This is a genomic window from Streptomyces sp. NPDC014991, assembly GCF_043080665.1.
Lineage (GTDB): Bacteria > Actinomycetota > Actinomycetes > Streptomycetales > Streptomycetaceae > Streptomyces.
On record NZ_JBIBVY010000004.1, the window covers coordinates 50,492 to 68,636 of the forward strand.

Genomic DNA, 18,145 nt, shown 5'->3' on the forward strand with positions numbered 1-18,145 from the left:
GCGCGAAGTGGAACCGGGACCCGGCCGATCGGCGGGTGGGAGACGGGCGGGTCCCGGGGCAGGTGGGTGTGGCATGCGGCCCGCGCGGGCGGCCGTGTCACACGGTGGTGCAGGCGGCACCGTTCAGGCTGAAGCCGGCCGGCCTGGCGAAGGTGCCGCCGTAGGTGCCCTGGAAGCCGAAGGACGCCTTGCCGCCGGCCGGGATCTGCGGGTTGTAGGCGAGGTTGCTCGCCGTGACCGCTCCTGAGGACGGCGTGACACCGGCGCCCCAGGCGCTGGTGATCCGCTGCCCGGCGGGCAGGGTGAAGGCCAGCTTCCAGCCGTTGACGGGGGTGGAGCCGGTGTTGGTGACGGTGACGTCGGAGGTGAAGCCGCCCTGCCAGACGTTCGTCGTGTACGCCACCGTGCAGGCCGTGGAGCTGCCGGGGCCGCCCGGGTCGCCGCCGCCGGTGTTGACCGTGGAGGAGAACGAGGTCACGGCGAGGCCGGTGCCGTTCTGCCAGGGCTCGAAGCCCGCCTGCACACTGGTCAGGTACCAGCTGTTCTGTGCCAGACCGCGGGCGACGGCCTCCCGGGCGAAGTCCATGACGTCGAAGTTCCAGCTGGTGATCGCCGACGGGGCGACGAAGGACAGCACGTCGTTGGAGCCGTTGTCACCCGACCACACCTGCCACGAGCGCCCGGCGACGGTGGCGGTGCCGACCTGCGAGCCGACGGGCTGGACGGACCCCACCTTGTTGAACCAGATCATGATCTCGGTCTGGTTGACGCCGTCGGTGCGGGGCGTGGAGTCGAGCCAGATGTCGTACGCGGCGTCGTACACCGCGTTGCTCACATAGCTGTAGGAGATGCCGGTGGGAGCACTGGAGATGGTGCTGAGCCGTGCCGGGAGGCTGGTTCCGGGCGAGCAGTTGGTGTAGTGACAGCCGTTGAAGACGGACGGGTACGACTTCGGGGCGCCGTTCGTCGGGACCGAGCCGTCGGCCTGGGTGATCCGGAATCCCGAGTCGGTGGCGGTGACGCACTGGGCCGCGCTGGTGCCCCAGCGGTTGTTCTGGACGACGTAGCGGCCCTGGATCGTGGTCGACCCGAACGCCTCGCAGATCGCGGTGTCGGCGTGTGCCGCCGGGGCGGTGGTGAGCAGTGCCGCGAGGGCGGCGAGGGCGGTGAGCAGCGCGCCCAACAGGCCGCGCGTGCCACGGGCAGGGTGCGTGGACGGTCGCATGCGGGTCCTCTCCGGGACGGTCGGTGCGATGCGGGAGCGCTCTCACGCGCACGATGATGGGAGCGCTCCCATTCCTCCGTTCGGCAGGGACTGTAGGGAGAGTTCATGACCCTGACAAGACTGTGCGCGGGGGAAGTGTCGAAGGGGATTCGAAAACGCAGGTGGCAGCCCGGCTGTATCGGGATGCGGAACGCTGGGAGCGCTCCCGAGCGGGTGCGGGGGGTGCCGGCGAGCCTCAGGCCGACTCGCGCAGCACCAGCTCCGTGCGGAGGACGACGTGCCGCCAGGCCACGGACGACTCCTCCGTCTCCTCCATCTCCTCCAGGAGGAGACGGACCATGGCTTGCCCGATCTCCGCCACCGGCTGCCGCACCGTGGTCAGTCGCGGCTCGGTCCGCTCGGCCAGCGGGAAGTCGTCGAAGCCGATGACGGCGACGTCCTGCGGCACCCGCCGTCCCGCCGCGCGCAGCGCCTGAAGAGCACCGGCGGCCGTGGTGTCCGACGCGGCGAGGACACCGTCGATCCCCGGGTGCCGCTCGATCAGCCGGGTCATGGCGCGACGGCCGCTCTCCTCGGTGAAGTCGCCCTCGGCGATCCACGACCGCTGGGCGTCCAGGCCGGCCTGTGCCAGTGCCTCGCGGTAGCCGCGCAGCCGGCACTGGGCGACGTACATGTCGAGCGGCCCGGTGATCGTGGCGATCGTCCGCCGGCCGGTGTCCAGCAGGTGGGAGACCGCGCTGCGGGCCCCGCCGGCGTTGTCCACGTCGACATAGCTGACGTGCTCGTCGCCCGAGCGGCGGCCCAGCAGGACCGTCGGCAGCCGGGCCTCGGCGAGCATGTCCGGCAGCGGATCGCCGGCGTGCACGGACATCAGCAGCACCCCGTCGACCCGGCCGCCACGGGCGTACTCCAGGAAGCGTTGCCGCTCGGCGTCCGAGCGCACCAGGGTCAGCAGCAACTGCATCCCGGTGTCGGCCAGGGCATCACCGAGTGAGCGGACGACCTCGGAGAAGAACGGCTCGGCGAACAACCGCCAGTCCGGTTCCGTCATGACGAGCGCGACGGCGTCGGCCCCCCGCCCGGCCAGGGACCGGGCCGCGAGATTGGGCACGTACCCCAGTTCCGCGATGGCCCGCTGCACGGCCCGGCGCGTCGAGTCCCTCACCCCCGCCGCGTTGTTGACGACGCGGGAGACCGTGCCCCGGCCCACCCCGGCGCGGGCGGCCACCTCCTCCAGCGTCGGCGTGCCCGGGCGCCGCCTGCCCATGACCACCTCCCCCCCGAGATCACCGATCCTACGGGCCTCGCGGCAGCCGGCCCACAGCATGTCCGGCCTCTCCGGACGCACCCCCGCCCTCACCGGCCCCATGGGCACCGCAGGCCCCGGATCACCGGCATCGCCGGACCACCGGCCCCCGGCCCATCGGGCCCCGGACCACCGGACCCCAGCCCACCGGACCCCAGCCCACCGGCACCGCCGGACCATCCGGCCCCGGACCACCGCGGCTCGGCGCCTTCGGAGACCACCTACCCTTGAGGCATGACCAGCAGCAGCGACCGGAGCCCCGCAGTGGACGTTCACGCACCCAAGAGCTACGAGATCCGCACCTACGGGTGCCAGATGAACGTCCACGACTCGGAGCGGTTGTCCGGACTGCTCGAAGAGGCCGGATACGTACGGGCGCCCGAAGGGTCGGACGGGGACGCGGACGTCGTCGTCTTCAACACCTGCGCGGTCCGCGAGAACGCCGACAACCGGCTCTACGGCAACCTCGGCCGGCTCGCGCCGAGGAAGGTCTCCCGCCCCGGCATGCAGATCGCGGTCGGCGGCTGCCTCGCGCAGAAGGACCGCGACACCATCGTGAAGAAGGCGCCCTGGGTGGACGTCGTCTTCGGCACGCACAACATCGGCAAGCTTCCCGTCCTGCTGGAGCGCGCCCGCGTCCAGGAGGAGGCGCAGGTCGAGATCGCCGAGTCGCTGGAGGCGTTCCCGTCCACGCTGCCGACCCGCCGCGAGAGCGCGTACGCGGCCTGGGTCTCGATCTCCGTCGGCTGCAACAACACCTGCACCTTCTGCATCGTCCCGGCGCTGCGCGGCAAGGAGAAGGACCGGCGGCCCGGCGACATCCTCGCCGAGGTCGAGGCGCTCGTCGCCGAGGGTGTCTCCGAGATCACGCTGCTCGGCCAGAACGTCAACGCCTACGGCTCCGACATCGGCGACCGCGAGGCCTTCAGCAAGCTGCTGCGCGCCTGCGGGAACATCGAGGGACTGGAGCGCGTCCGCTTCACCTCCCCGCACCCCCGCGACTTCACCGACGACGTGATCGCAGCGATGGCCGAGACGCCGAACGTGATGCCGCAGCTGCACATGCCGTTGCAGTCCGGCTCGGACACGGTCCTGAAGGCGATGCGCCGCTCGTACCGCCAGGAGCGCTACCTGGGCATCATCGAGAAGGTGCGGGCCGCGATCCCGCACGCCGCGATCACCACCGACATCATCGTGGGCTTCCCCGGCGAGACCGAGGAGGACTTCGAGGACACGCTGCACGTCGTCCGCGAGGCCCGGTTCGCTCAGGCCTTCACCTTCCAGTACTCCAAGCGGCCCGGCACCCCCGCCGCGACCATGGAGAACCAGATCCCCAAGGAGGTCGTCCAGGCGCGCTACGAGCGGCTGGTCGCCCTCCAGGAGGAGATCTCCTGGGAGGAGAACAAGAAGCAGGTCGGCCGCACGCTGGAGCTGATGGTCGCCGAGGGCGAGGGCCGCAAGGACGGTGCCACGCACCGCCTCTCCGGCCGCGCCGCCGACAACCGCCTCGTGCACTTCACCAAGCCGGAGCAGGAGGTGCGCCCCGGCGACGTCGTCACCGTCGAGATCACGTACGCCGCCCCGCACCACCTCCTGGCCGAGGGTTCCGTCCTCGCCGTCCGCCGCACCCGCGCGGGCGACGCCTGGGAGAAGCGCAACGCCACGGAGGCCGCCAAGCCGGCGGGCGTCATGCTCGGCCTCCCGAAGATCGGCATCCCGGCCCCGCTGCCGGCCGTGACGACGGGCTGCGGCTGCGACTGACCGAGCGGCACCCGCACCCGAGGGGACGGTCACGGGCCGCCCCCTTCTTCACCTGGGTAGGAGGCTGTCCGGTCGTGCCGGAGAAGACGAGTGGGTGGGAGGCGGCCCTGACCGAGGCGTCGTCTCCTTCGTGGACGCGACGTGTCCGGGCCGGGCGCGACCTCACTGCCTTCGCTGACGTCCCCGAGGCTGCGGAGGCGCTGGTGGGGCTGCTGCTGGACGTCGAGGACACGGCGGTGACCCGGCAGACGGCAGAGGCCCTGGCCCGGGCGGGGAAGCCGGCCGCCGTGCGGCTCATCGCCCTCGCGGTCGCCGAGGCGGACGACAACCAGGCCGACTGGCTCCGGACCGGGGTGCAGGACGCCCTCGCGGAACCGGACGGTGTACCGGACCTCGCGGCGACCTGCCGGAATCTCGCCCGGGACCCGGAAGAGGCTGTCCGTCGGGGTGCCGCGGACATCTGGGCCTGGGCAGACGCAACAGGGTGCTGACCTGACCGACCTGCCTGAGGGCCGGCTGGCCCATGTGCGGCCGTCGCTCGGGGGAGACGGGGTCCGCGGAGGATTCCGTCTGGCGGAGCACGCCGAACAGCACGCCGGCCTTCACATCCCGCAGCGAGCCCGGGGTCGTGGCCCGGCCTGTGGCTGGTGCCCCGCTCCGTGCCGGAGTCCCGCTCCATACTCGGCTCGGGCGCGCGCCCGTGCCCGCCCGGAGTCGCACGTGCCCGGCTGGGAGACGCTCTCCGCCGTGCGCGCCGGCCGTGCCGCGGGCCCGCGCTCGTCCTGGAGCCGCACACCCGCAGTGAATCGCGGCCCGCGCCCGCCGCGAGTCCCGTAATCCCGCGTCCCCCTGATGTCGCGCCCGGTGCCCCCCCCCGCGAAGTCGCGTCCGCACCCGCCCTGGACCGGCACGATCCTGGACCGGCATGACACCCGCCCTGGCGTCGCGCCACGCATTCGCCTGGAGTCACGTCCCGCGCCCGTCCTGGGGTCCGCGCCCCTTCGGTGTTGCGCCGTGCGCCTGCCGAAGAATCGCGTCCCGCGCCCGCTCCGGTGCCACGCCCCCCATCCGTCGCGCCCCGCGTCCCCGCTGATGTGCCGGTTCGGGGGGTTGCGGAGTTACTCTGCCGATCATGCTTGTCGCCGCCGCCGTCTGCCCCTGCCCGCCGCTGCTCGTGCCCGAGGTCGCCGCGGGTGCCGCCCCCGAACTGGACACCGCGCGCGCGGCCTGCGCGGACGCGCTCGGCGTGCTCGCCGCCGCCCGCCCCGACCTGCTGGTGGTCGTCGGCCCTGCCGGGCAGGACGGGGCGGGCCCGTACCCTCAGGGCGCCCCGGGCTCCTTCCGCGGTTTCGGCGTCGGCGTGGACGTACGCCTGGGCTCCGCCGCCCCGGACGCCGTCGTACCCGCGCGTGAGCTGCCGACCTCGCTGGCCGTCGCCGGCTGGCTGCTCGAGCGGACCGGCTGGGCCGACGCCTCGATCGAGGGACTCGGGATCGACGCGTCGCTGGCGCCGGAGCGGTGTGCCGAGGTCGGCAGGGAGCTGGGGGCCCGGGCCGCGCGCGTGGCTCTGCTGGTGATGGGGGACGCCAGCGCCTGCCGCACCCTCAAGGCGCCGGGATACCTGGACGAGCGGGCGGCGCCCTTCGACGCCGAGGTGGCACGGGCGCTGGGAGCGGCGGACCTCGCGGCCCTGCGGGCACTCGACCCCGGGCTGGCCCGCGAACTGAAGGCGTCCGGTCGCGCCCCCTGGCAGGTCCTGGCCGCCGCGGCCGAGGACGCCCGCCTCACCGGTGCCCTGCTGTACGAGGACGCCCCGTACGGCGTGGGATACCTGGTCGCGACCTGGTCCTGACCCCCGCTCCGCCGCCGCCCGTACGGCGGCGGCGGACGGCCGGGAGAGATGCCTCTCCGTAACCGTCCGCCGGGTCCCGGGCCGAGACTCCTCACCTGGACCGGGGACACCCCGCCGGGATCAGGCGCCCCTCAGGGCGTGGGGCGGTCAGGAAACCGGCGGCGGCCCCTCCGGCCGGGTGGGCGGCATCGGCTCGGTGGCCGACGCCGGTGTCTCGGGGCCGTCCTTGTGAGCGAGGCGGTCCATCGCCCCCTTGGCCTTGCCCGTGCCGGCCTGGATCCTGTCGCTGTACTTGCCCTTGGTCCGCTCGTCGACGGCCTTCGCGGCCTTGTCGATCCCGTGCTGGACCTTGTCCCCGTGCTGCCGCGCGAGGTCCGACACCTTGTCCTTCGCCGGACCCAGCTTGGCCTTCATGTTGTCCATCAAACCCATGATCCACCTTCCCCTCGCGGCGCGTTCACCTGCGGGCGCCGTCGCCGGCGTCACTGTCGGCGGCCTCGCCGGCGGACTGCTGCCGCGGGATCCCGGCACCCTCGGACGCGTCGGCCGCACTGTCGTCCGCACCGGCATCGGTACCGGCATCCGCTCGCACGACCCCGTCCTCGTTGCCGTCCTCGTTCCCGTCCACGGCCGGGCCATGCGCTTCCGGCTCCGCCTGCCCGGCCGCCTCCGCCTCAGCAGGCTCCGCCTCGGCCGCGGCCCCGGCCGACTCCGCCTCCGGCTCTTCCTCCGCCTCGGCCCCGGGCGGCTCCACATCGGTCCGCGCCTCGGCGGCCGACGCCTCGCGAGCCGCCTTCGACCTGCCGAGGAGTCGTGCGAACATGCCCATATCCACTCCATACGGTACTCGTGCGGGCGAATTCCCGCGTCACCCGGTGCATAAGGTCGTGCCGTCCGGGTCACCGCCTCCGGCAGTCCCGCAGGAGGCACCTCGCAACGGGCAACGACCCGCCGCGTCCCCCGTCACGTAACTCGTTCGGGACCACGCCGGGAGGTTTGCGAGACTGGTGCGGTGAGCAGTGCATCCCCCGCCCCCCGCGTCATCGCCGTCGTCGGACCGACCGCGGCCGGTAAATCCGATCTCGGTGTCTTCCTGGCCCAGCGCCTCGGCGGCGAGGTCGTCAACGCCGACTCCATGCAGCTGTACCGGGGGATGGACATCGGTACCGCCAAGCTGACGCCGCATGAGCGCGGCGGCGTCCCGCACCACCTGCTGGACATCTGGGACGTGACGGTCGCCGCGTCGGTCGCCGAGTACCAGAAACTGGCCCGCGCGCGGATCGACGCCCTGCTCGCCGAGGGCCGCTGGCCGGTCCTGGTCGGCGGCTCCGGCCTGTACGTCCGCGGAGCCGTCGACAACCTGGAGTTCCCCGGCACCGACCCGGACGTGCGGGCCCGCCTGGAGGAGGAGCTGACGCTGCGCGGCCCGGGCGCCCTGCACGCGCGGCTCGCCGCCGCCGACCCCGACGCCGCCCGCGCGATCCTGCCCGGCAACGGCCGCCGTATCGTCCGGGCCCTGGAAGTGATCGAGATCACCGGGCGGCCCTTCACGGCCAACCTGCCCAGCCACGACTCCGTGTACGACACCGTCCAGATCGGGGTCGACGTGGCGCGTCCGGAGCTGGACGACCGCATCGCGCGGCGCGTCGACCGGATGTGGGAGGCGGGTCTCGTGGACGAGGTGCGCGCACTGGAGGCGCGCGGCCTGCGCGAGGGGCGCACGGCGTCCCGCGCGCTCGGCTACCAGCAGGTGCTGGCCGCGCTCGCCGGGGAGTGCACCGAAGCGGAAGCGCGGGCCGAGACCGTCCGTGCGACCAAACGCTTCGCGCGCCGTCAGGATTCGTGGTTCAGGCGCGATCCCCGGGTGCATTGGTTGAGTGGGGCCCTCGCGGACCGCGGGGAACTTCCGCAGCAGGCCCTGGCGTTGGTCGAACGACCGGTCACAGCCTGATCACGTCCTGGCATCGGGATGCGCCGCCGGTCATCCCGGCCCGTGGCGCCGTGCCATCATCGAGCTTCGATCGACCAAGTGGAGCCTAGTTGGGAGGGCGCGTGGCGATGGAGGCCGGCCCTCGCGACACCGCACGAAGTGCCGAGCACGTCACTACGGACAGTGACGAGCCGGGTCGGGCCGATGCCGGTCCGACCGTGGACGGTCTGGCTGTGGACGGATCGGCCGTGGACGGTCTGGCCGTGGACGCTCTGATCGTCGACGGAGCGGCCGTGGACCGGCTGGCCGACGACGGGCCCGACGAGACGCTGGGCGGCGTCACCGCAGACGGACCCGATCCCGAGGAGATGTACCCGGTCGGGCCGGAGGTCGAGGTCGAGCTGCGCCCGCAGCGCCGGCTGCGCATCTGGCAGCTCGCCCCCATCGTGGGGCTCTCCGCAGTCGGCTCCCTGATGTTCGCCTTCCCGCTCGCCTTCGACTTCGGCGACAGCGGCGCGGTCATCGCCATGCTCGGCCTGCTGATCTGCTCGTGCGCGGCGGGCTGGGGCATGATGGCCGCCCGCCGGGTGGGCTACACCTGGCCCGGCCTGCCCCCGCGCGGCTCCGGCCGCCGCCCCGACTGGCGGGTCGTGCTCGGCTACCTCCTGCTGGTGGCCCTGGTGGTCGTCCTCGCGGTATGGCGAGTGGCAAGACTCCGCTGAAACGCCCGCACGAGGTGCCCCGCGAGCGCCCCGTGCACCGCCCCGGCAAGGAACCGGCTCCGAAGCGCGCGTGAAACGCCTCCGTAAGGCCGCCGGGAACCGCGCGTGAAGCACCCTGGCAAGGTGTCCGCGACCCGCGTCCGGAACGCCCCGCGAAGGCCCCGGCAACCGCTCCACCGCCCACGGACCACCCGCACCGGCCCGCCCCCCCCGCACCACCCCCCGCCTCGATCGGCGCCGCGCCACCTCCACCGGCCCCGCCGCGCACCGCTCCCGTACGATCGAGGGATGAGCACACGGATCGCCTTCCTCAAGGGGCACGGCACCGAGAACGACTTCGTGATCGTGCCGGACCCCGAGAACGCCATCGAGCTGCCCCCGGCCACCGTCGCCGCCCTGTGCGACCGCCGGGCCGGTATCGGTGGCGACGGCGTGCTGCACGTCGTGCGGTCCGCGGCGCACCCGGAGGCCATGGCGATGGCCGCCGAGGCCGAGTGGTTCATGGACTACCGCAACGGCGACGGCTCGGTCGCCGAGATGTGCGGCAACGGCGTGCGTGTGTTCGCGCGCTACCTCCAGCACGCGGGACATGTGGCCGAAGGAGATCTCGTGATCGCCACGCGCGGGGGCGTGAAGTCCGTCCACATCGCGAAGGACGGTGACGTCACCGTCGGCATGGGCCGCGCCCGCCTCCCCGAGGGAGAGGTCACGGTGACCGTCGGCGAGCGCAGCTGGCCCGCGCGCAACGTCAACATGGGCAACCCGCACGCCGTCGCCTTCGTGGCCGACCTGGCGCACGCCGGCCATCTGTTCACCCCGCCGCCGGTCGGCCCGGCGGGCGCCTACCCGGACGGCGTGAACGTCGAGTTCGTCGTCGACCGCGGCCCCCGGCACGTCGCGATGCGTGTGCACGAGCGCGGCTCCGGCGAGACCCGCTCGTGCGGCACGGGCGCGTGTGCCGTCGCCGTGGCCGCCGCCCGGCGTGACGGCGCCGATCCGGCCGTCACCGGCACCCCGGCGACGTACACCGTCGACGTGCCCGGCGGTCGCCTGGTCATCACCGAGCGGCCCGACGGCGAGATCGAGATGACCGGCCCCGCCGTGATCGTCGCCGAAGGCGAGATCGACGGCGACTGGCTGGAAAACGCCGCTCGCTGACCTGGGGGAACAAGGAGGACGAGGCGTCGCGCGCCCGGATCACCGCCTGCCTGCTGCCGGGACCGTTCGAAACCGCGGCCGAGCGCCGCGCATGTGGCGCAAACCGTTAAACCTCGTTTCCATCGCTCGTACGGGTGATCCGTTTCACGCTCGGCGAGAGGCGGTCTACCGCACGTGGTGGGCTCGGTAGCATCAAGCACCGGCACGGACGGGGGAACGTCGCCATCCCTGAGCCGCGTACGCCCTGGGGGCCCCGTCCGCCGGTCCGAGAGCCGGAGGTGCCCATGAGTGCGGAGGCCACGAACCCTGCGACCCCTGGCCCGGCAGCGCCCACTGCGCCCACAGCCACGGCGGGCCGCAGGAAGTCCCGGCCCCGGATCGACCTGCGCCGGCTCGGCCGGGCCGCGCTGCTCGGCCCCGCCGCCCGCGACAGGCTGCCCGACGCCATCGGCCACGTCGTCGAGGCCCACCGCGCCCACCACCCCGACGCGGACCTCGAACCCCTGCGCCGCGCCTACGTCCTCGCCGAGTCCTCCCACCGCGGCCAGATGCGGAAGAGCGGTGAGCCGTACATCACCCACCCGCTCGCCGTGACCCTGATCCTCGCCGAACTGGGCGCCGAGACCACCACGTTGACGGCCTCCCTGCTCCACGACACCGTCGAGGACACCGAGGTGACGCTCGAACAGGTGCGGGAACAGTTCGGCGAGGAGGTGCGTTATCTGGTCGACGGCGTCACGAAGCTGGAGAAGGTCGACTACGGAGCCGCCGCCGAGCCGGAGACCTTCCGCAAGATGCTCGTCGCCACCGGCAACGACGTGCGCGTGATGTCGATCAAACTCGCCGACCGCCTGCACAACATGCGCACCCTCGGTGTGATGCGCCCCGAGAAGCAGGCGCGGATCGCCAAGGTCACCCGTGACGTCCTCATCCCGCTCGCCGAACGCCTCGGTGTGCAGGCCCTGAAGACCGAGCTGGAGGACCTGGTCTTCGCCATCCTCCGGCCCGAGGAGTACGAGCACACCAGGGAACTCATCGCCGAGAACGCCGCCCGCCCCGGCGACCCCCTCGCCGAGGTCGCCGACGAGGCCCGCGGTGTGCTGCGCGAGGCAGGCATCCCCGCCGAGGTCCTCATCCGGCCCCGGCACTTCGTCTCCGTGCACCGCGTGGCCCGCAAGCGCGGGCGGCTGCGCGGCGCCGACTTCGGCCGGCTGCTGGTGCTGGTGAACGAGGACGCCGACTGCTATGCCGTCCTCGGCGAGCTGCACACCTGCATGACGCCGGTCGTCTCGGAGTTCAAGGACTTCATCGCCGTACCGAAGTTCAACCTGTACCAGTCGCTGCACACCGCTATCGCCCGGCCGGACCGCCAGGTCGTCGAGGTCCTCATCCGCACCCACCAGATGCACAAGGTCGCCGAGGCCGGCGTCGTCGCGCTCGGCAACCCGTACGCCGCCGGGACCGACACCCCGGGCACCGACACCCCCGCGGCCGACGCCCCCGCCGACGGCGAGCGCGCCGACCCCACCCGCCCGGGCTGGCTGTCCCGGCTGCTCGACTGGCAGCAGGCCGCCCCCGACCCGGACACCTTCTGGTCCACCCTGCGCGAGGACCTCGCCCAGGACCGGGAGATCACCGTGTTCCGCCCCGACGGTGGCGCCCTCGGCCTGCCCGAGGGCGCCACCTGTGTCGACGCCGCGTACGCGCAGTACGGCGAGGACGCGCACGCCTGCATCGGCGCCCGGGTCAACGGCCGCCTGGCCACGCTCAGCACGGTCCTGGGCGACGGTGACACGGTCCAGCTCCTCATGGGCCAGGACCCGGCCTCCGAGCCCTCCCGCGAGTGGCTGGAGCACGCCCACACCGCGGCCGCCCGCATCGCCATCCAGCGCTGGCTCGCCGCGCACCCCGGCGGCGGCACCGGCGGCGAGGGCGCGCGCGGCAGCCGTACCGGGCCCGCCGGCGGCGCCGCCCGTGCCGGAGCCGCCTCCGCCGCGCGCCCCGCGGACGGCGCCCCCGCCGCGCGCCCCCGGCGCGCCGACGTCCTCGTGGACCGGCCCGGTGCCGCCGTACGGCTCGCCGGATGCTGTACGCCCGTGCCGCCGGACGAGATCACCGGGTTCGCGGTCCGCGGGGGAGTGGTGACCGTGCACCGCGGGGAGTGCGCCGCGGTGGCGCACATGAAGAGCCGGGGGCGCGCGGAGATCGGTGTGCGCTGGGGGGACACCACCGAGTGCCGGGTCACGCTGGTCGCCGAATCGTTCGGCCGGCCCCATCTGCTCGCCGACCTCACCGAGGCGATCGCCCTGGAGGGCGCCGAGATCGTCTCCGCCACCGTCGAGCCCCCCAGCCAGCAGCGGGTGCGCCACACCTACACCCTCGAGCTGCCCGACGCGGCCCGCCTCCCGGCGCTGATGCGCGCCATGCGGGACGTCCCCGGCGTGTACGACGTGAGCCGCGCCCGGCACCAGGCGCCGGCCTCCTGAACACGGCGTCCCGCGGCCGACCCGTTCGGGTGGCCCGGGCGCGAGTCGCCGCCCTGCCGGGGGCACACCCTGGTAGCGGTGGTCCATGCTGTTCACCTCGCGCCACCGGCCCCGGCCCAGGATCTCCCGGCACCGCAAGGCGGCCCTGCTCGCCTGCGCCGTCTCCGGCTGTCTCGTCGCCGCCGCGGCGCCGCCCGTGCCCCTGGGCGTCGGCGACCGCCTCTACCCGTACCTGGGCAACCCCGGCTACGACGTGGTGTCGTACGACATCTCCCTCACCTACCCGGGCACCAACGACAAGCCGCTCCAGGCCGTCACCACCATCGACGCCTGGACCACCGCCGACCTGGACCGCGTCAACCTCGACTTCGCGCACGGCACCGTGCGGTCGGTCGAGGTCGACGGGCGTCCCGCGAGGTTCACCAGTGCCGGTGAGGACCTGGTCGTCACGCCGCGGGCCGCCCTGACCGAGGGCAGCTGGACCCGGATCACCGTGCGGCACACCAGCGACCCGGTCCCCGCCAAGGACCAGGACGGCGGCTGGGTGCGCACCGTGGACGGTCTCGCCATGGCGAACCAGGCCAACGCCGCCCACCTGGTCTTCCCGGGCAACGACCACCCGTCGGACAAGGCGGTGTTCACGTTCCGGATCACCGCCCCCAACGGCTACACCGCCGTCGCCAACGGCCTGCCCACCGGCGCGCACCGGGCCGGCCGCACCACCACCTGGACCTACCGCACCCGCCACCCCATGGCCACCGAGCTGGCCCAGGTGTCCATCGGCCGCTCCGCGGTGGTGCACCGCGCGGGACCGCACGGGCTGCCCCTGCGGGACGTCGTGCCCGCCGCCGACCGCAAGGCCCTCGAACCGTGGCTCGCCAGAACGCCCGACCAGATCGCCTGGATGGAGAGCAAGGTCGGCCGGTACCCGTTCGAGACCTACGGCGTGCTCATGGCACAGGCCGATACGGGGTTCGAGCTGGAGACACAGACCCTGTCGCTGTTCGAGAAGGACCTGTTCACCAAGCCCGCCTACCCCAAGTGGTACATCGAGTCGGTGATGGTGCACGAGCTGTCCCACCAGTGGTTCGGCGACAGCGTCACCCCGCGCACCTGGTCCGACGTGTGGCTCAACGAGGGGCACGCCACCTGGTACGAGGAGCTGTACGCCGAGGAGACGGCGAACCGGCCCATGGAGAAGCGGATGAAGGCCGCCTACGGCGCCGCCGACCGCTGGCGCGAGGCCGGCGGCCCGCCCGCCCGGCCCAAGCCGCCCGCCCCCGGCCAGAAGATCGACATCTTCCGGCCCGGCATCTACGACGGCGCCGCACTCGCGCTCTACGCGCTGCGGCAGGAGATCGGCCGGCCGGCCTTCGAACGGCTGGAACGGCTCTGGGTCCAGGAACACCGGGACGTCACCGCCACCACCGCCGACTTCGTGCGGCTCGCCTCGGCCGTCGCCGGGCGCGACCTGGGAGGTTTCCTCGGGGCCTGGCTGTACGGCGAGAAGACCCCGCCGATGCCCGGCCATCCCGACTGGAAGCCGACGGCCGAGGCCGGCCCCGCCGAGCCCCGCGCCACGCGATAAGCCCGTGACGAGACGTGCCGTACCGTGCGACCATCTACGCGCACCGGGGGACACGGGAATCTCCCGGGGTACCCGTGCGTTGTACACCACGAGCGGTCGAGCAGACCGCCGTATCGATGCCGTAACGGCACTCTCATCGACTTAAGGATCAAATGACCTCCTCTTCTTCCCCTTCCCAGGACACCCAGCGCCTCGCGCACGCCTACCCCGAAGGTCTTCGGGCCGATGCCCTGATGGAAGAGGACGTCGCCTGGAGCTTCGAGATCGACGGCGAGCGGGACGGCGACCAGTTCGACCGCTCCGAGCGCGCCGCCCTGCGCCGCGTGGCAGGCCTGTCCACCGAGCTGGAGGACGTCACCGAGGTCGAGTACCGCCAGCTCCGTCTGGAGCGGGTCGTGCTCGTCGGCGTGTGGACCACCGGCACGGCGCAGGACGCCGACAACTCCCTCGCGGAGCTGGCCGCCCTCGCCGAGACCGCGGGCGCGCTCGTGCTCGACGGCGTCATCCAGCGCCGCGACAAGCCCGACGCGGCCACTTACATCGGCTCCGGCAAGGCCCTGGAGCTGCGCGACATCGTCCTCGAGACGGGCGCGGACACCGTCATCTGCGACGGTGAGCTCAGCCCCGGCCAGCTCATCCAGCTGGAGGATGTCGTCAAGGTCAAGGTCATCGACCGTACGGCCCTGATCCTGGACATCTTCGCCCAGCACGCCAAGTCCCGCGAGGGCAAGGCACAGGTCGCGCTCGCGCAGATGCAGTACATGCTGCCGCGGCTGCGCGGCTGGGGTCAGTCGCTGTCCCGGCAGATGGGCGGCGGCCGCGGCGGCCTCGCCACGCGTGGCCCCGGTGAGACCAAGATCGAGACGGACCGGCGGCGGATCCGCGAGAAGATGGCGAAGATGCGCCGGGAGATCGCGGACATGAAGACCGGCCGCGAGGTCAAGCGGCAGGAACGCCGGCGCAACAAGGTGCCGTCCGTGGCGATCGCCGGCTACACCAACGCCGGCAAGTCCTCCCTGCTCAACCGCCTCACGGGCGCCGGTGTCCTGGTCGAGAACGCCCTGTTCGCGACCCTTGACCCGACCGTCCGCCGCGCGGAGACCCCGAGCGGCCGGCTCTACACCCTGGCGGACACCGTCGGCTTCGTCCGGCACCTGCCGCACCACCTGGTCGAGGCGTTCCGCTCCACCATGGAGGAGGTCGGCGACTCCGACCTGATCCTGCACGTGGTGGACGGCTCGCACCCGACCCCGGAGGAGCAGCTCGCCGCCGTACGCGAGGTGATCCGGGACGTAGGCGCCACCGGCGTGCCCGAGATCGTCGTGATCAACAAGGCCGACGCGGCCGACCCGCTGGTCCTCCAGCGGCTGCTGCGGGTCGAGAAGCACTCGATCGCCGTGTCGGCCCGCACCGGACAGGGCATCGACAAGCTGCTCGCCCTGATCGACGACGAGCTGCCCCACCCCTCGGTCGAGATCGAGGCGCTCGTGCCCTACACGCACGGCCAGCTGGTCGCCCGCGCCCACACCGAGGGCGAGGTGATCTCCGAGGAGCACACCGCGGAGGGCACCCTGCTCAAGGGCCGGGTGCACGCGGAACTGGCGTCGGACCTGGCGCCGTACACAACGGTCGCCACGGCCTGACCCACGGCACCGAGCCACGAAGGCCCGCCACCCCCTCGGGGGCGGCGGGCCTTCGCCGCGCCGTGACGACGCGGCCGGCTACCGGCCGGCGAACTGCTTGCTCACCGAGTCGTACACGCCCTTGGCCACCTCGCCCAGCCGGGGGCCGGCCAGCCAGCCCGAACTCACCGGGCCGATGGACGTGTTGGAGACCAGCGCCGGCTTGCCGTCGGCGCCCGTCTCCACCCAGCCGCCGCCGGAGGAGCCACCGGTCATCGTGCAGCCGATCCGGTACATCGTCGGGTCGGACCGGTCCATGGACAGCCGGCCCGGCCGGTCCTGGCACTGGTACAGCAGCTGACCGTCGAACGGCGCCGCCGCCGGATACCCGGACGCGGTCAGGCTGCGCACGTTCGCCACGGCCGGCGCGTCGAAGTCGACCGGCAGCGCCCCGCCGACGGTCTCCTCCAGCGACCTGCCGCCGCTGCCCCGCTCCGGGGTCACGTGGATGACGGCGAAGTCGTACGAGGCGCCGTTGCCGCCCGTCGCACCGCCCTCGCTGATCCACTGCTGGGAGGTCTTCGCCGCGTCGGCCCACCAGACGCCGTACGGGGCGACCTCGGAGCGGCCGGCGTTCTCCAGCTCGGCGGCCGACCTGCCCTGGTTGTTGTACGACGGCACGAAGGCGATGTTGCGGTACCAGCCGCCCTTCTTGCCGGCGTGCACACAGTGGCCCGCCGTCCAGACGAGGTTGGACCTGCCCGGGTGCGCGGGGTCCGTCACGACCGTCGCCGAGCAGACCATGGTGCCGTCGGGGGCGTCGAAGAGCAGCTTGCCCGAGGTGGCCGCGCTGCTGTGGTACGGCGGCACGACCGTGCGCGCCCGCACGGGCTGCGGCGCCGGGTCGGTCACGCCCTGGTCACCGGAGATGTCGTTGTCGTCGACGCCCTTGTCCGGGTCGTCGGCGTCCCGCATGCGGTCCGGGTCCCACAGGCCCTTGATCATCGGGTTGACGAAGTCGTCGGCCTCGCGCAGCCAGTCCTGCTTGTTCCAGTTCCTCCAGGCGCCGTTCTTCCACTTGTCGATGTCGATCCCGTGCTCCTTGAGCCTCTGCCTGAGGTCGTCCGGGATCCTGAGCTTGCCGTCGCCGGAGCCGCCCGCGGTCGCGCCCGTGGCGGGCCGGCCGGCGGCGTTGTCGTCCCCGCCGCAGGCCGTGGCGGTCATCGCCAGCGCCGAGGCGAGGGCGACCGCCGCCAACGCGCGGGAGGTCCGGTGTGGGCCCCTCCCTCGCCGAACGGTGAACGACGGCCGTATGGATCGCATGCTTCTGACTCCCCCTGCTGTGAAGGAACTCGGCGATGAGGACGTGCCACCGGCATGCCTCCTCCGCGGAGTTCATGCCGGGCCGCATCCTTGCGGAACGGCATCACACCCTATGCGGTCGCCGCGGGGGAGTTCCGACGGGACCGCAACGCTTCGGCTACAAGCCGCCCGACCTGCCGCGTCTTGGTCCTCACCAAGCCGGGGTGAGCGTGACGACGGCGGTGAACAGGGCCTCGTCGTGCTGCACCGCGGTGACGCGCACCCGCTGTCCGGCGGCGCCGGACGATTCCCGGGTGGTCTCGATCCAGCACGGCGAGTCCAGCTCGACATAGCGCCTGAAGTCGGCTTCCAGGCCGGTCACCACCATCGGCTCGGGCTGTGCGTCCCGGTGCGCGGCCTGCCGCGCGGCCTCCAGCAGCAGCATCCCGGGAACGTGGTCCACCGGGTGGTCGAAGAGCACCGGGTGGGACAGGTCCACCCGCAGCCGGCTGCGGCCGGTCCGCTCACCGGCCGACAGGACGACGTCGGCGGAACGCCGGCGCGCCACCTCACCGGGTGCCATCGGGGGCGCCGCCGGCACGGCCTGAGCGGTGGCCCGCTCCAGGTCGGCGTAACGGCCGCGCAGCCGCTGGTAGATCGCGGGCGGGTGGTTGTGGAAGGCCAGCTCCGCGGTGCCGAGCGGCAGGCCGTCGCGGACCATGTCGACCCGCATGGTGGCCGAGGCCAGCCGTCCGGCCCGGCGCACCACGTCGGTGCAGGAGATGCGCAGTTCCGTGTCGGCCGCCGTCGTGCCGCTGGTCAGTGCGGCCGGGGAGAGCGTCTGCCGGTAGTGGTCCCAGGACTGGCGGTGCCCGAACGGCACGTCGTAGGCGGTGTGGCTCAGCAGCGGGACCGCCTGGCGAATCGATTCTGCTGCGAACAGCGGATCGAAGAGGCCGTGGACCGGGCCGTAGAAGGAGTGGCCGACGGGCCAGCGTGCGGTGACCAGGAACGTGTCGGGCGCGACCGTCTGGCATTCCCTCAGCAGAACCTCGGATTCGGCCAGCTTGTGTACCAGCTCCCGTGGCACGGGGTCGATGACGGATGTCGACCCCGGCGCGCTGTGCCCTTCCCGGCTGGTGACGGCCAGCATGTGCATCCCCCTTGGTGCGGACATCGGTTACCACATGGTT

Annotated in this window: 15 protein-coding genes; 9 read left to right on the plus strand and 6 right to left on the minus strand. The window is 73.0% G+C overall.

The features are described 5' to 3' along the window. Positions 1-97 precede the first annotated feature (97 nt). Positions 98-1,225, minus strand: coding sequence for a cellulose binding domain-containing protein (locus ACF1BE_RS08820; protein WP_392198277.1), 1,128 nt, complete (start codon positions 1,223-1,225; stop codon positions 98-100). Between the two features lie 235 nt (positions 1,226-1,460). Continuing rightward, a complete protein-coding gene (locus ACF1BE_RS08825) occupies positions 1,461-2,492 on the minus strand; it encodes a LacI family DNA-binding transcriptional regulator (protein ID WP_392198278.1) in 1,032 nt (343 codons plus the stop codon). A 273-nt stretch (positions 2,493-2,765) separates the two neighbouring features. Here ACF1BE_RS08825 and miaB point away from each other — a divergent pair, with 273 nt between their 5' ends. From miaB to ACF1BE_RS08840, 3 genes are all read left to right on the plus strand, one after another. Beyond that, positions 2,766-4,292, plus strand: a complete 1,527-nt coding sequence (gene miaB / locus ACF1BE_RS08830) for a tRNA (N6-isopentenyl adenosine(37)-C2)-methylthiotransferase MiaB (protein ID WP_392198279.1) — start codon at positions 2,766-2,768, stop codon at positions 4,290-4,292. 74 nt (positions 4,293-4,366) lie between these two features. Next, a complete protein-coding gene (locus tag ACF1BE_RS08835; protein WP_392198280.1) occupies positions 4,367-4,783 on the plus strand; it encodes a hypothetical protein in 417 nt (138 codons plus the stop codon). Between the two features lie 641 nt (positions 4,784-5,424). Beyond that, entirely contained in the window at positions 5,425-6,144 is a 720-nt protein-coding gene (locus tag ACF1BE_RS08840; protein ID WP_392198281.1) for a class III extradiol dioxygenase subunit B-like domain-containing protein, read from the plus strand. A gap of 147 nt (positions 6,145-6,291) precedes the next feature. On the opposite strand, the gene ACF1BE_RS08845 is transcribed toward ACF1BE_RS08840, so the two are convergent. Together ACF1BE_RS08845 and ACF1BE_RS08850 are read right to left on the minus strand one after the other, a co-directional pair. Then, positions 6,292-6,576 carry an antitoxin gene (locus tag ACF1BE_RS08845; protein WP_392198282.1) on the minus strand — a complete coding sequence of 95 codons (285 nt, stop codon included), beginning with the start codon at positions 6,574-6,576 and terminating at the stop codon, positions 6,292-6,294. A gap of 25 nt (positions 6,577-6,601) precedes the next feature. Then, positions 6,602-6,967 (minus strand): hypothetical protein, encoded by a 366-nt coding sequence (locus ACF1BE_RS08850; RefSeq protein ID WP_392198283.1) that lies wholly within the window; start codon positions 6,965-6,967, stop codon positions 6,602-6,604. A gap of 189 nt (positions 6,968-7,156) precedes the next feature. On the opposite strand from ACF1BE_RS08850, the gene miaA reads away from it, so the two are divergent. From miaA to hflX, 6 genes are all read left to right on the plus strand, one after another. Further along, on the plus strand, positions 7,157-8,095 hold the full coding sequence (gene miaA / locus ACF1BE_RS08855; RefSeq protein WP_392198284.1) for a tRNA (adenosine(37)-N6)-dimethylallyltransferase MiaA: 939 nt from the start codon (positions 7,157-7,159) through the stop codon (positions 8,093-8,095). Between the two features lie 107 nt (positions 8,096-8,202). After that, entirely contained in the window at positions 8,203-8,796 is a 594-nt protein-coding gene (locus ACF1BE_RS08860) for a hypothetical protein (RefSeq protein WP_392198573.1), read from the plus strand. Positions 8,797-9,084: 288 nt separating this feature from the next. Beyond that, positions 9,085-9,954: a diaminopimelate epimerase gene (dapF, locus tag ACF1BE_RS08865; RefSeq protein WP_392198285.1), complete on the plus strand. Its 870-nt coding sequence runs from the start codon at positions 9,085-9,087 to the stop codon at positions 9,952-9,954. Between the two features lie 284 nt (positions 9,955-10,238). Continuing rightward, positions 10,239-12,440 (plus strand): RelA/SpoT family protein, encoded by a 2,202-nt coding sequence (locus ACF1BE_RS08870; RefSeq protein WP_392198286.1) that lies wholly within the window; start codon positions 10,239-10,241, stop codon positions 12,438-12,440. A gap of 85 nt (positions 12,441-12,525) precedes the next feature. Further along, complete coding sequence (locus ACF1BE_RS08875; protein WP_392198287.1) at positions 12,526-14,028, plus strand: M1 family metallopeptidase; 1,503 nt, start codon at positions 12,526-12,528, stop codon at positions 14,026-14,028. Positions 14,029-14,180: 152 nt separating this feature from the next. Continuing rightward, positions 14,181-15,671: a GTPase HflX gene (gene hflX, locus ACF1BE_RS08880; RefSeq protein WP_392198288.1), complete on the plus strand. Its 1,491-nt coding sequence runs from the start codon at positions 14,181-14,183 to the stop codon at positions 15,669-15,671. Between the two features lie 78 nt (positions 15,672-15,749). Here hflX and ACF1BE_RS08885 read toward each other — a convergent pair whose 3' ends face one another. Further along, positions 15,750-16,973 carry a trypsin-like serine peptidase gene (locus ACF1BE_RS08885; protein WP_392198289.1) on the minus strand — a complete coding sequence of 408 codons (1,224 nt, stop codon included), beginning with the start codon at positions 16,971-16,973 and terminating at the stop codon, positions 15,750-15,752. A gap of 190 nt (positions 16,974-17,163) precedes the next feature. Further along, entirely contained in the window at positions 17,164-18,129 is a 966-nt protein-coding gene (locus ACF1BE_RS08890) for a ScbA/BarX family gamma-butyrolactone biosynthesis protein (RefSeq protein WP_392198290.1), read from the minus strand. Positions 18,130-18,145 lie beyond the last annotated feature (16 nt).